Origin of the sequence: Pseudomonas sp. Fl4BN1, from assembly GCF_009908285.1 — a bacterium.
Taxonomy (GTDB): Bacteria; Pseudomonadota; Gammaproteobacteria; order Pseudomonadales; family Pseudomonadaceae; genus Aquipseudomonas.
Map to the genome: position 1 here is coordinate 1 of NZ_JAAARM010000036.1, position 12,725 is coordinate 12,725.

The 12,725-nt window shown below is 61.4% G+C and carries 11 protein-coding genes and 1 rRNA gene; 7 read left to right on the top strand and 5 right to left on the bottom strand.

What is annotated here, in order from left to right; translation table 11 throughout:
- The 4 genes from rrf to GV818_RS27840 all read left to right on the top strand — a co-directional run.
- A 5S ribosomal RNA gene (rrf, locus tag GV818_RS35355) occupies positions 1-84 on the top strand; the annotation flags it as partial.
- Positions 85-231: 147 nt separating this feature from the next.
- Entirely contained in the window at positions 232-891 is a 660-nt protein-coding gene (locus tag GV818_RS27830; RefSeq protein ID WP_161778062.1) for a paraquat-inducible protein A, read from the top strand.
- The gene (locus tag GV818_RS27835) at positions 878-1,501 is read left to right on the top strand and encodes a paraquat-inducible protein A (RefSeq protein ID WP_161756893.1); all 624 of its coding nucleotides are present in this window, start codon (positions 878-880) and stop codon (positions 1,499-1,501) included. The genes GV818_RS27830 and GV818_RS27835 overlap by 14 nt, the downstream gene beginning before the upstream one ends.
- Positions 1,494-3,797 carry a PqiB family protein gene (locus tag GV818_RS27840; RefSeq protein WP_161756892.1) on the top strand — a complete coding sequence of 768 codons (2,304 nt, stop codon included), beginning with the start codon at positions 1,494-1,496 and terminating at the stop codon, positions 3,795-3,797. The genes GV818_RS27835 and GV818_RS27840 overlap by 8 nt, the downstream gene beginning before the upstream one ends.
- Before the next feature lie 128 nt (positions 3,798-3,925).
- Here GV818_RS27840 and mksF read toward each other — a convergent pair whose 3' ends face one another.
- The 3 genes from mksF to mksB are packed head-to-tail and all read right to left on the bottom strand — an operon-like array spanning position 3,926 to position 8,746.
- Positions 3,926-6,775 (bottom strand): Mks condensin complex protein MksF, encoded by a 2,850-nt coding sequence (gene mksF, locus GV818_RS27845; protein ID WP_161756891.1) that lies wholly within the window; start codon positions 6,773-6,775, stop codon positions 3,926-3,928.
- Positions 6,772-7,479 carry an Mks condensin complex protein MksE gene (gene mksE, locus GV818_RS27850; RefSeq protein WP_161778063.1) on the bottom strand — a complete coding sequence of 236 codons (708 nt, stop codon included), beginning with the start codon at positions 7,477-7,479 and terminating at the stop codon, positions 6,772-6,774. Before mksE ends, mksF begins: the two co-directional genes overlap by 4 nt.
- Positions 7,469-8,746: an Mks condensin complex protein MksB gene (gene mksB / locus GV818_RS27855; protein WP_178125148.1), complete on the bottom strand. Its 1,278-nt coding sequence runs from the start codon at positions 8,744-8,746 to the stop codon at positions 7,469-7,471. The genes mksE and mksB overlap by 11 nt, the downstream gene beginning before the upstream one ends.
- A gap of 179 nt (positions 8,747-8,925) precedes the next feature.
- On the opposite strand from mksB, the gene GV818_RS27860 reads away from it, so the two are divergent.
- Entirely contained in the window at positions 8,926-9,714 is a 789-nt protein-coding gene (locus GV818_RS27860) for an energy transducer TonB (RefSeq protein ID WP_161778065.1), read from the top strand.
- 8 nt (positions 9,715-9,722) lie between these two features.
- Entirely contained in the window at positions 9,723-10,175 is a 453-nt protein-coding gene (rimI, locus tag GV818_RS27865; RefSeq protein WP_161756887.1) for a ribosomal protein S18-alanine N-acetyltransferase, read from the top strand.
- Positions 10,176-10,289: 114 nt separating this feature from the next.
- On the opposite strand, the gene GV818_RS27870 is transcribed toward rimI, so the two are convergent.
- Positions 10,290-10,622: a serine kinase/phosphatase gene (locus tag GV818_RS27870; RefSeq protein ID WP_161778066.1), complete on the bottom strand. Its 333-nt coding sequence runs from the start codon at positions 10,620-10,622 to the stop codon at positions 10,290-10,292.
- A gap of 151 nt (positions 10,623-10,773) precedes the next feature.
- Between GV818_RS27870 and can the strand changes: the two genes are divergently transcribed.
- Positions 10,774-11,418, top strand: coding sequence for a carbonate dehydratase (gene can, locus GV818_RS27875; protein WP_161756885.1), 645 nt, complete (start codon positions 10,774-10,776; stop codon positions 11,416-11,418).
- 130 nt (positions 11,419-11,548) lie between these two features.
- Here can and GV818_RS27880 read toward each other — a convergent pair whose 3' ends face one another.
- Positions 11,549-12,721, bottom strand: coding sequence for a hypothetical protein (locus GV818_RS27880; RefSeq protein WP_161778067.1), 1,173 nt, complete (start codon positions 12,719-12,721; stop codon positions 11,549-11,551).
- Positions 12,722-12,725 lie beyond the last annotated feature (4 nt).

Here is a 12,725-nt window from a genome sequence, read left to right on the forward strand (position 1 = left end):
TCCCATCCCGAACTCAGTAGTGAAACGATGCATCGCCGATGGTAGTGTGGGGTTTCCCCATGTGAGAGTAGGTCATCGTCAAGATTAAATTCCGAAACCCCAATTGCGAAAGCAGTTGGGGTTTTGTTTTGCTCGAAAGAAAAGCTGCTCTTATCCGAAAACAAATTTGCACAGTTATTTTCAGATTGGAACACTAGAATAGCCGCTACTTTTTCACTTCCAGAGCCTTCTATGCCTGATCCGGTTGAGGCCCTCGGGTTGTCAGAATTACCACTGGACGACCTGGTTGCCTGCCATGAGTGCGATTTTCTGATGCGCAAGTCAACGCTTGCCCATGGCGAAAAAGCCCAGTGCTCGCGCTGTGGTTATGAGCTGTACGCACATCGGCACAATGTCGTCGAGCGCAGCCTGGCTCTCGTAATTGCCGCTTTGCTGCTCTATGTGCCAGCGAACTTTCTACCCATCATGCAGCTCAATTTATTGGGGCAGTCTTCCGAGGATACCGTCTGGAGCGGCGTGCAAAGTCTGTTCGATACCGGTATGGAAAGCGTGGCGCTGGTGGTGTTCCTGTGCAGCATGGGTATTCCACTGCTCAAGTTGATTTGTCAGTTATTGGTGCTGTTGAGCATTCGTTGGGACATCGGCCGTAGCTACGGCCTGCTGCTCTATCGCATTTATCACCATCTACGCGACTGGGGCATGCTCGAGGTCTATTTGATGGGCGTGCTGGTGGCCATCGTCAAGCTGGCCGACATGGCGTCCATTACCGTGGGCCTTGGCCTGGTATGTTTTATCAGTCTGCTGTTGGTGCAGGTCTGGCTGGAAGTGGTGATGTCGCCTCACCAGATCTGGCAGGCATTATCTGGAGAGGACATGCATGCGGGCGATTGATGCAGGTATTCTGATTTGTACTGAATGCCACGAGTTGAACCGGCGGGAAGCCGACAGCGACGAGCAGATCTGCACTCGTTGTGGCGCTCTAGTACACCCACGTCGTCCCAACAGTATCCTGCGCACCTGGGCGCTGCTGCTCACCGCTGCGATTCTCTATATCCCTGCCAATGTGCTGCCGATCATGACGGTCAATTCCCTGGGCCAGGGTGACCCCAGCACTATCATGTCGGGCGTCATCCAGTTGGTGCAGCACGGCATGTTCCCGATCGCCGCGGTGGTGTTTGTCGCCAGTATCCTGGTACCGACCTTCAAACTGGTGGGTATTGCCTTGTTGCTGTTCTCCGTGCAGCGCCACCAGCCGTTGTCCGCAAGACAACGCATCATCATGTACCGCTTTATCGAGTTCATCGGCCGCTGGTCGATGCTGGATATCTTCGTCATTGCCATCCTGGTGGCGGTGGTCAACTTTGGACGACTGGCCAGTATCGAGGCCAATCTCGGTGCGGTCGCCTTTGCCAGCGTGGTGATCCTGACCATGCTCGCTGCAGTAACTTTCGATCCCCGACTGATCTGGGATAACACGGAGTCGGACGACGACCATGAGTGATTTGCCTACTGCCAAAACCCGCCCAGCCTCCAACTGGTCGGCCATCTGGGTACTGCCCCTGATCGCCTTGATCATCGGTGGCTGGCTGGGCTGGCGTGCCTACAGCCAGACCGGTATCGAGATCCAGTTGCGTTTTGAGAGTGGTGAAGGGATTTCTGCCAACAAGACCGAAGTGGTCTACAAAGGCATGTCTGTGGGCAAGGTCAAGGCCCTGGCTCTGGACGACGAAGGCAACTCCAGGGGGGTGATCGCCACGGTCGAGATGAACAAGGACGTCGAACAGTACTTGAGGACCAAAACGCGCTTCTGGCTGGTCAAGCCGAGTGTCAGCCTGGCTGGGATCACCGGCCTGGAAACCTTGGTTTCAGGCAACTACATCGCCGTCAATCCAGGAGAAGGGGAGCCCTCGCGCAAGTTCAAGGCCCTGGCTGAAGAGCCACCCTTGTCGGACGCCAAGCCCGGCCTGCACCTGACCATCAAGGCTGAGCGCCTGGGTTCGTTGAACCGTGGCAGCCCGGTGTTCTACAAGCAGATCCAGGTCGGACAGATCAAAAGCTACCTGCTCTCGGAAGATCAGAACACTGTCGAGCTCAAGGTCTATATCGAGCCGACCTATGCCAGCCTGGTGCGCAAGCACACGCGTTTCTGGAACGCCAGCGGCATCAGCATCGACGCCAACCTGTCCGGGGTAAAAGTGCGCAGCGAGTCATTGTCCAGCATCGTTGCCGGCGGTATCGCCTTCGCCACTCCGGAGAATCGCAAGGACAGCCCGCCTACCGATCCCAGCTTGCCGTTCCGTCTCTACGAAGACTTCGATGCGGCCCAGGCTGGCATCCGGGTAAAGGTCAAACTTAGCGACTTCGAAGGCCTGCAGGCCGGGCGCACCCCGGTGATGTACAAGGGTATCCAGGTGGGTAGCCTAAAAGCCCTGAAGGTTGATCCTGACCTGTCCAGTGCCACCGCCGAACTGACTCTGGACCCACTGGCCGAAGACTACCTGGTCCAAGGCACTCAGTTCTGGACGGTCAAACCCTCGATCTCCCTGGCCGGCATTACTGGCCTGGAGGCACTGGTCAAAGGTAACTACATCGCCATTCGTCCTGGCGACAAGGGCGCTGCGCCACAGCGTGAGTTCGAGGCGCGAGCCAAGGCGCCACCGTTGGACCTGCGTGCGCCGGGCCTGCACATGGTGCTGTTCACCGACAACCTCGGCTCCCTGGATGTTGGCAGTCCGATTCTCTACAAGCAGGTCAAGGTCGGCTCAGTGCAGAGCTACCAGTTCTCCCACACCCGCAAGCAATTGGTGATCGGCGTTCACATCGAGAAAGAATACGAAGGGTTGGTCAACGGTTCGACGCGTTTCTGGAATGTCAGTGGCATTACCCTGACTGGCGGCCTGACCGGTGGCATTCAGATCAAGAGTGAGTCGCTGCAAAGCCTGATGGCTGGCGGCATCGCTTTTGAGACACTGCAGCCTAATGTACCGTTGAAAAAACGCATTCCACGCTTCCGTCTGTTCGCCAATCAAGAAGAGGCGGCGCAGCGCGGCACTCTGGTGAATATCAAGGTCGAACGTGCCGATGGCTTGCGTGCCGGTACCCCGGTGCGCTTCAAAGGTCTGGACGTGGGCAAGCTGGAAGAGGTGACCCTGAGCGCCGACATGCAATCGGTGATGCTCAAGGCGCGGATCACTGAAGTACCTGAGCGCATCGCCCGGGTCGGCAGCCAGTTCTGGGTGGTCAAGCCGGAACTGGGGCTGATGAAGACCGCGAACCTGGAAACCCTGGTTACCGGTCAGTACATCGAAGTCCAGCCAGCAGTGAAGAGCCAGGGCGTGCAAACCAGCTTTGTGGCGTTGCCACAGGCGCCGGAAGCCAACGTTCCAGAGGCGGGCTTGAGCCTGGTGCTGAGCGCTGCCCGCCGTGGTTCGCTGAAGGTCGGTGTACCAGTGACCTACCGCGAAGTGAGCGTGGGCAAGGTCACCGGCTATGAGCTGGGACGAACTGCCGACCGCGTGTTGATCCACATCCTTATCGAGCCCAAGTACGCTCCGCTGATTCGTGGCGGCACGCGCTTTTGGAACAGCAGCGGCTTTGGCGTGGACTTCGGCCTGTTCAAGGGCGCCACGGTGCGCACCGAATCCCTGGAGACCCTGATCCAGGGCGGTATTGCATTCGCCACTCCAGAGGGTGAGCGCATGGGTAATCCCGCACTGCCTGAGCAGACCTTCCCACTGTTCGACAAATTCGAGGATGAATGGCTGACCTGGGCACCGAAGATCTCCCTCGGCAAATAACCCTGTAGAAGCCGGCTGCCGGTGAACTCGGCGCCGGATGTTCGCTAACGCTTTCGCTGGCAAACCGGCGCCTACAAAAAAGGCCGCGCTCTTTCGAGTGCGGCCTTTTTGCTATCGGCGCTGTGGAATCAGACTTCGTCCAGTTCCGCTTCGGCCTCGGCTTCCGGCTCCACGTTCAGGGTAGCTTTGACCTGATCGTGGCGACGGATGAACTTCCAGTCCGCCTCGTCGATATAGATACCGTTCGGCCCGCTGCCACCCTCCAGGTCGATGGCCACCTGAGCCGAAACCTGCGGCTTCACGCTCGCCAGGATCGGCACAAAGCCCAACTGCAGGCTGGTTTCCAGCAACGCCGCCTGGTTGCGTTCGTCGATGTCTGCCGCCTCGTCGAGGTAGTAAGGCAGGCGAATGCGACCGGCCTGGTCGCGGTCCATCAAGTGCAGCAACAAGTACATGTTGGTCAGCGCCTTGATGGTCATGGTGGTGCCGTTGGACGCCGCGCCATCGATGTCGGTGTGGATCACCGGCTGGCCGTTGACCTTGGTGATCTCGAACGCCAGCTCGAACAGGTCCTTCAAGCCCAACTGGTTGTGGTTGGCCGCCACCAGCCGCGCCAGGTATTCCTTGGCCTCTTCGTTCTTGTTGTCCTGATCGGCACTCTGGCTCAGGTCGAACACCGACAGGGTCTCGCCTTCCTCGTACTGGCCGGCGCTGTGGATGATCTGGTCGATGTGCTTGAGGGCTTCCTTGTTCGGCGCGAGGACGATGCGGAAGCTCTGCAGGTTGGACACCTGGCGCTTGTTGATCTCGCGGTTGAACAGCGCCAGCTGGTGTTCCAGGCTGTCGTAGTCGCTGCGGATATTGCGTAGCGTCCGGGCGATGTCGGTGACCGCTGCGCGGCGAGCCTTGCCCAAGGTCAGGGCTTCATCGGTGCGGTGAGCATAAGCGTTGATCAACAGTTGCAGGCGCCGCTCGACGTCATCCTCGCTGTCGAACTTGGCCACGCCCTTGAGGCGCACTTGTGCATACAGCGCCTCGATCTGCCCGTCGACCCGCTGCAAGCCCTGCCAGCTGTCCTGATAGTCATTGAGCAGCGGCAGCAGGTTATCCATGGAGTCGTCCACCGGATCCATGCACGGGGTACCGAACGGCAGATCTGCCGGTAGCAACTGACGGCGCCGCAGCGCATCGTCGAGGGTGCGCTGCTTGGCTTCCATGTCGCCAATCTGCCGGCCGACCAGCTGCAGCTTGGCCGACAGCTGCTGGACGCGCTCGGTAAAGGCATCGCTGGAGCGCTTGAGTTCGTCCTGGGCGGCTTCCATCTGGGCCAGCTGTTCCAGTTTCTCGCCTTCCTCGGCGCTCAGGGTCTGGGCGCGGCGGAAATCTTCCAGGGCTTTCTGTGCATCCAGCACCTGCTGGTACAGGGCTTCGGTCTGGGTCTTGCTCGCGGCACGGTCGGCGGCCACGGCGGCTTGAGTCTTGAGCTGCTTGAGTTCTTTTTCCAGGCGCTCTTTCTGATCGCGCAGGGCCGCACGGTCAGCCAGGGCCTGCAAGGCCGGCGGCTCGATGTGCGAGATGTCGATGGACAGCCCTGGCACTTCGAAGCGCTCGCCTTTGAAGCCGTCGAGGATCAGCTCCACGGATTTCACCCAGTCGCCGTTCTCGTCGAGGGCGATGCCGTGTTCGCCCAGGGGCAGGCTGAACAGCGCGCTGTTGAACAGGCGCATCAGGCGCTCCACATCCTGCTGGGAGAACTCTTCTCGCAGGCGTGCGTAGCTGTTGTTGTCGGCATGATCCAGCTGCAGTTTCACCGACTTCAGGCGCTTTTCCAGGTCCCGCAGGCGTTCTTCCAAGTCTTCGGCAGAGAACTGTCGCGACTGGGCCAGGGCACCGGCCAGCTCATCGTGGGCATCCTTGGCCGCCAGCAATTGCTGCTCCAGCACCTTGACGTCGTCCACCAGGGCGAAGCGATGCTTGAGCACCGAGAGTTCGCCGAGCCAGCGCTGGGTGCCGGAGATTTCCCGTTCCAGGCGCATCATTTCCTGGGTGCTGCTGCGCTGGTCGTTCTGCAGCGCGTCTTGCTCGTTGCGGTAGTGCTCGGCCTGGATGGTCAGCTCTTCCTTACGCGCTCCGGCGTAGTCCGACCAGGTGCCCAGCAGCGAGTCCAGCAGCGGTGACAGACGATGCAGCTTGCCGCGCAGGCTGTCGCGCTGTTTCACGCCATTGGCCAGGGCTTCCACCAGGGGGCCGGCGGACACCAGCGAGTTGTAGTCCTGTTCCATGCGCCGCACATCGCGGAAGGCTTCGTCGCAGGCGGCGATGTAGTCGACGCTGCCCGAACGCAGGCTGTGCTCGAAGGCATCGAGGAACAGCTGCTTGAGCTTGGCCGCAGTGATCTCGCGCATGTGCAGCAGGTTGATGAACAAGGCGCGGAAGGTCTTCAGGCTCTGCTCGCTGGTGGAACGCAGCGGGATCAGGGTCAGATCGAGGGGGATCGAGGTGTGTCCGCCCACTAGTAGACGGCGCAGTTCGTCCGGCTTGAGCTCATAGGCTTTCAGGCCCTGGCGCTCAAGGTTGGTGAACAGCTCTTTCTGCCGCAGGCAGGTGTCGTCTTTCTGGTAATGAGCCAGGTCCAGTTGTCCGGCATAGGCGAAGAACTGGTGACCGAAGCCACCGCCGGGGCCACGCCCGACCACACCGATCACGTGCGGACCGTGGGGCAGCGAGACTTCCACCAGGATGTAGCTGGTGTCGGAGGCGAAGTAGAAGCGCCGGGACTGTTCCAGGCTGTACTTGCCGAAGCTCATGTCCGACATGCGCGCCAGAATCGGGAATTGCAGGGCGTTGATCGACGCCGACTTACCCAGGTTGTTGGCCCCGTAGACCGACAGCGGCTCTTCCAGCGGAAACAGCCCGAGGCTATAACCAGCGGTATTCAAGAGGGCAAAGCGGCGGATACCGTAGCGTTCCTTGCTCATGCGTCGAGCTCCTGTTCTTCGGCAATGGCGCGAGCCATGGCGTCTTCTTCACTTTCTTCGGACTCGTCGAATACGCTCAGGTCCAGCGGGTCATCGGTCTGCAGCAGCTTTTCGTCGCTGTCTTCGTCGATCAGTACCGGGGTCGGCAGCGGCAGCACACTGTGCAGGCTGGCAGCCAGGTCGCGGTCCTGCTGTACCGACAGGCAGACATCGAGGAAGCGGTGCATTGGTGGCAGGAAGCGGTAGATGCCCGGCTCCTCGACGGCGAAGCCCAGTTGGGTCATGCGGCGCATGATTTTTTCTTCCAGCTCTTCCTGGGTCTGTACTTCGGCCTGGATGAACAGGTCGCGGTATTTTTCCAGCAAGGACGGCAGCTCGTCACGGCCCAGGCTACCGCCATCAAGCACGGCAATCGGGTCGCGGCCCTGGTCGGCCAGGTGTTCCACCAGGATGAAGGTGAACAGCGCCAGGCGCTGGGCGGTCTTGTTCACCTGGGCCGCGGCGTTGTCCGGTACGAAGTAGTAGAAACCCCGGGTATCGCAGACCAGCTCGAAGCCCAGGGCCTTGAACAGGGTGCGGTACTGGTCCTGGAAGTTCGACAGTTGCGCGTACAGTTCCGGGTCGCGGCGGCTGACGTGATAGCCCTTGAACAGCTCGCGGAAGATCGGCGCCAGCTGGGACAGTTCGGAAAGATCAAGATGCATTGGCAGTACTCGCAGGATGCTCGGGCTGGTCATCGCGGGCCGAGAGCAGGGCGAAGGAGCGCAGGCTGACCTGGTGCTCCTGGGTGTGGTAGTCGCGGCGTTCGAGGCGCTCGCGCTTGAAGCGCTTTTCCCGCGACAGGCGGGAGAACCAGTACAGCAACTCGTCGGTGGCACCGTCCGGTTCCTGGTCCAGCAGCCAGTTCATCAGGTCCGGCAGCGGCAGGGCGTCTTCGCAGCGCTCGAGCATTTCCCGAACCGTGCGCGGTGCCTTGGGCGCGAGGCCCTTGTGGGTCTTGTGGGCCTTGGGGAAGCGCGCCGGCTTGGGCTCGAAGCGGGCCAGGGCGTAGACATAGGCTTCCACCTGGCCAGAGCTGCCGAGGAAGGTGCTCTGCGGGCGAGTGAACATCGGCATCGCCGCTTGCGGCACGGCGTCGATGCCCTTGCGCCGGATCGCCGCCAGGGCCAGGGCCGCGCCGCGGGTCACGGCGTTGTGCCGGCGGGCTTCTTCACGCAGTGGCAGCAACAGTTCCCGGGCGTGACGCAGGGTCAGCTGGGCGTTGGTCTGCATTTCCAGGATCCGCGCGTGGGTGCGCAGCAGCATATCGTCGTCCACTAGGTGACCCAGGCGCTGCTGCTCGGTGAGCAGGCGCAGCAGCACCAGCTCGACCTTGCGCACGCCTTGCTCGAAGGCGCCGTCGGCATTCACCAATTGGATCATCGGCTCGACGTATTCATCCCAGGTCGCCAGTACCTCGGCGTAACGCTGGCGCAGGGGAATCTGCCGGTCGCTGGTCTTGGCCCGTTCGGCCACTGCCACCAGGGCTTGTTCGTCGTTGGCGAGCTTCTTCAGTACGTCGCGCACGCGCATGTCCAACAGTCGCAGCTGGCGCGCCAGGTCGTTGCCGTCGCGCACGTCGAAGGCGTCCTGGATGTAACCCGCCAGGCGTTCCAGGTGACGCAGGTAGGCTTCGATCTCCAGGCACAGGCCCAGGCGGTGCTCGCGGCGCAGGTAGGCGAGGAAGTCGTGGATCTGTGCATTCAGCTCGAAACGGTTCGGGCTTTTCGCCACCGGGACCAGGATGTCCAGGCGTATCCATACGTCCAGCAGGCTGGTGATGTCCTGGGGCGTGCTGTCCAACTGTTGGGCGGCCAGCTGTGAACGCAGTTCGGCAAGACTCAGGGTGCCTTGGTCGAAGTGCTCGCACAGTGGCTCCAGAAGTGCCCAGTGTTCGGCGAGGGCGCGCAAGACGCGCTTGGGTTCGATCATCGGAATGGCCGGCTGGTTGGCAATGAAAAGCGGCGATTGTACTGCATCAGGGGGCCGACGATTCACCCCCAGGCTCAGCTATGAGACGGACTGTCACTTTTGCGCGCAATCAACAGCGGGCGATCTTCGGCGAAGGACGGTAGAATCCCCCACCTCAGTTATCCACAAGTGGCCGACCTTTGCTTATCGAGTCCCGTCGTCGCGCTTATCTATCCGCCATGCAGGTGGTCAGTTGGTTGCCGCGCAGCGAATTGCCCTTTGCCGCACCCTCGCGCCCCGAGTTGCTGGCCCTGCCCGAGCCGGTGCTGGAGGCGCTTCCTGCGCCTGTGGCCGAAGTAAAAGCCCCGGCGGCGCCTGCGGCCAGGTCGATCGAACGGCCGAAAATCGAAGTGCCGCGCCCGTCTGCCGCGTCCTCGCGTCTCGCCAGTAAACCCGTAGCCGATGCCGAAGAAGCCCCGGCGCCGGTGGTCAAGGCCCCGGTAGTGCCTCCGCCGCGTTTTTCCCTGCAACTATTGCGGGCCGGTCGTTGCCTGCTGCTGGTGGAGTTACCCACAGGCGAAGCCTTCCAGAGCCGCGACCCAGCCTACCTGCTGCTCAAGGACATGCTGCGCGCCGCCGGCCTGCCAGACAGCCCGCAGATCCTCGCCGAGCCGGTGCGCTGGCCGATGCTGACCCGGGGCAACCTGGACCAGGGCCCCGAAGCGGCCCGGGACTTCGTCCAGGCGTTTGTCGGTGTGCGGGTCGAGGACGAGCCTTGTGTCTGCCTGTGGCTGATCGGCCTGCCGGCGGTACGTTTCGCTGGTGAGGCCGATGCTGAATCCTACAACCGTGAACTCCAGGTCGAAGGCCTGGGTTCGGCCTGGGCATTGCCGGGGCTGGAACTATTAATGGAAGAGCCACAGCGTAAGGCTGATGTCTGGCAAGCCATGCGTCGGCTGATGGCGCGCTGGAAAAGCACTGATGAGTAAAAGTACCAATGAGTGACACCTTGACCTTCCGCCTGGCCACCGAGGCGGACCTGGATGCCATCCTTAAAGTCGAATACGCGGCGTTCAGCCATCCCTGGACCCGAGGCATTTTCATCGATGCCTTCAAGTCCTACGAAGTCTGGCTGATGTTCGAGGGCAGCCAGCAAGTCGGCCATGGAGTGATCCAGGTGATCATCGACGAGGCTCATTTGCTGAACATCACCGTCAAGCCGGAAAGCCAGGGCCGAGGCCTGGGCCTGCGGTTGCTGGAAGAGCTGATGAAGCGTGCCTACCAGAAGGATGCACGCGAGTGCTTCCTGGAAGTGCGCTCCAGCAACCAGAGTGCTTATCGGCTGTATGAGCGTTACGGTTTCAACGAAGTCGGGCGGCGCCGCGACTATTATCCAGCGGTGGGCGGTCGTGAAGACGCCCTGGTCATGGCCTGCACCCTGGTTGATTGAACCTTGTAATCGATACCGGCGCTGGCTGCAGGCGCTGGCTTGCCAGCGAAGGTAGCTGCGCAATACCGGCTGGCATGCGCCATCTGGTTCGCCGGCAGGCCGGCTCTTGCAGGGTCAGGGTTTGCCGTCCAGCGGATCGCTGCGGGCCAGCTCGGCTTCATCCAGACCAGCGCCGCCACCAATATCCGCGCCATCGACAATACTCAGATCCCAGTCGGCCGGTTTATCGGCTCCGGTTTCACGGGCTGAGCGGGCGCCGTCTTCGCGGATCAGGGTTTCCGGGTCCAGGTCGTCATCACTGAAATCGTCATCGTTCAGTGTGGCGTCGCTCCCGGCGCCGGGTTCATCGTCATCGAAGTGCAGCTCCTCGATGGAGCCCATGCGGTCCTGATCGTCGTCGATGGGTTCGGGTTGGGGAGCTGCGTAGGGACGTCGTGATTCGGTCATGGCGATTGCTCATACTTCAGGGGCTTGAACGGTGGACCCATGGCCGCCCGGAAGATTCCCCGCAAGGGATAGCCGGTATCTGCAGCAACACGCGTGACCCCAACCGACGGTCGTCTGTCAAAGCAGCGCATCATTCTTGAGGCTTCACAGCATGAACGAACTACAAGATCTGATTGATAACAACGAGCGTTGGGCCGAAGCGATCAAGCAGGAAGACCCGGATTTCTTCTCCAAGCTGGCTCGCCAGCAGACGCCGGAATACCTGTGGATCGGCTGCTCGGACGCCCGGGTGCCGGCCAACGAGATCGTCGGCATGTTGCCGGGCGACCTGTTCGTACACCGCAACGTGGCCAACGTGGTGTTGCACACCGACCTCAATTGCCTGTCGGTGATCCAGTACGCCGTGGATGTGCTCAAGGTCAAACACATCCTGGTGACCGGCCACTACGGCTGTGGCGGCGTGCGCGCTTCGATGCAGGACCGCCAGCTGGGCCTGATCGACGGCTGGCTGCGCTCGATCCGCGACCTGTACTACGAGCACCGTGAAGCGCTGGGGCAACTGCCCAGCGAAGAAGAGCGGGTCGACCGTCTCTGCGAGTTGAACGTGATCCAGCAAGTGGCCAACGTCGGCCATACCAGCATCGTGCAGAACGCCTGGCATCGTGGGCAGAGCCTGTCGATCCATGGCTGCATCTACGGGATCAAGGACGGTCGCTGGAAAAGCTTGAACGCCACCATCAGTGGCTTTGAGCAACTGCCGCCGCAGTATCGCCTGCGCCCGGTTGGCGCTGTCTGAAGCGCCGCTGAAACACTGTAGCCACGTTGCGCAGGAGACCCGCTCCTGAGCGCCCGGGAAGGCTCTTCGAGCCTTCGCCCGAATGCGGCCCAAGCCTGCGGTAGCGGCTACAGGTGTTTCAGCGGAGCACTTAGAGGTGTGGCACCTCGGTGCTTGGCGCCGGTGCTGGCGCCTTGAGCTGGTTGAGCTGGGCCTTGACCGGCGTGCTGGTGCATTGGGCCGCGGCCTGTTGCTCGGTCAGCTTGCGCACCGAGGTGTAGAACAGCTCGCAGGTCTGCACTTTTTGCGTTACCTGCCAGGTCTGGGTGCAACTGCTGAGCAGCGTGCTCGGATCGCTTTGCGGCTTGCTGCCCATCCCCGCCTGCCAGCAGGCAGCACTTAAATCCTGGCCCATGACTTTCAGGCCTGCGGCATCGGCCTTGGCTTGATCATTGTCATAGTTTGCCGGGTCAGCCGCGTACCAGATGTAGCTTGGGTGGTTGGAACCCAGTACCGGCACGTTCACTCCTTCGCTCGGGCTGATCTGTGCCAGGCCCAGCACATTCACCGTGACCCCATATTGCTGCTTGAGCCAGCTGCGCACTGGCGCGCCAAAGGCCACCATGGGCAGGGGCGCGCCACTGGCGTTCTGGCTGACTTGTTTGACCATGGTGGTCTGGTAGCTGTTGAAGTAGCTGTAGACACCTTCCAGGTCCTTGCCAGCATTGGACGGCGCGGCAATCGGCGCGATGTCGACAATGGTCTGGTAGGCCGGGGTTTGATCGACGGCGATGCCATTGGCGGTGAGCAAGGTGGCCCAGCGGTCGGTGGTGGCCGATTCCAGGTAATCCTGGGCCTGGGTCAGCGAGTAGTCCGGCGGAAAGTGCAGCAACTCGATGCTCTTGCGGTTTTCCAGGGCCATGCCCAGGGGCAGGAACAGGTACCAGTTGTAGGCCCATTTGCCATCGGTATTGAGCTGGCTGGCGCCGCTGTAGGCCAGGTCGCCGGCATCCAGCAGTGCGCTCAAGGGCTTGTCGTAGCCATCGGGTACGCCACTGATGGAGGCCACGACCTGGTCACCCGCGGTCTTGACGCTGACCTTGGCGGCACTGTAGCCGTCGCGCTGTACGCTCTGGGTCAGGTAGTGCTCCACGGTCTGTTCCAGGGTCCAGTTGCGAAAGCAGATGACGTTGCAGTTGTTGGGGTAGGCAAACAGCTGGGTGACGCGCTGGGGGCTGCCCAGATTGACCTCGACATCGGCCATGACGGTGGCGCTTAGCGACGCGGCGGCCAGGGCGAGGGTCAGTCCTGCGAATTTGAACATGCTC

What these genes read in the sequence shown, in the direction of transcription:
- GV818_RS27870 (WP_161778066.1), bottom strand. Translation starts at nt 10,622, where the DNA reads ATGACCGAATCACGACGTCCCTACGCAGCTCCCCAACCCGAACCCATC.
- rimI (WP_161756887.1), top strand. Translation starts at nt 9,723, where the DNA reads ATGAGTGACACCTTGACCTTCCGCCTGGCCACCGAGGCGGACCTGGAT.
- mksB (WP_178125148.1), bottom strand. Translation starts at nt 8,746, where the DNA reads ATGATCGAACCCAAGCGCGTCTTGCGCGCCCTCGCCGAACACTGGGCA.
- mksE (WP_161778063.1), bottom strand. Translation starts at nt 7,479, where the DNA reads ATGCATCTTGATCTTTCCGAACTGTCCCAGCTGGCGCCGATCTTCCGC.
- can (WP_161756885.1), top strand. Translation starts at nt 10,774, where the DNA reads ATGAACGAACTACAAGATCTGATTGATAACAACGAGCGTTGGGCCGAA.
- GV818_RS27840 (WP_161756892.1), top strand. Translation starts at nt 1,494, where the DNA reads ATGAGTGATTTGCCTACTGCCAAAACCCGCCCAGCCTCCAACTGGTCG.
- GV818_RS27835 (WP_161756893.1), top strand. Translation starts at nt 878, where the DNA reads ATGCGGGCGATTGATGCAGGTATTCTGATTTGTACTGAATGCCACGAG.
- GV818_RS27880 (WP_161778067.1), bottom strand. Translation starts at nt 12,721, where the DNA reads ATGTTCAAATTCGCAGGACTGACCCTCGCCCTGGCCGCCGCGTCGCTA.
- mksF (WP_161756891.1), bottom strand. Translation starts at nt 6,775, where the DNA reads ATGAGCAAGGAACGCTACGGTATCCGCCGCTTTGCCCTCTTGAATACC.
- GV818_RS27830 (WP_161778062.1), top strand. Translation starts at nt 232, where the DNA reads ATGCCTGATCCGGTTGAGGCCCTCGGGTTGTCAGAATTACCACTGGAC.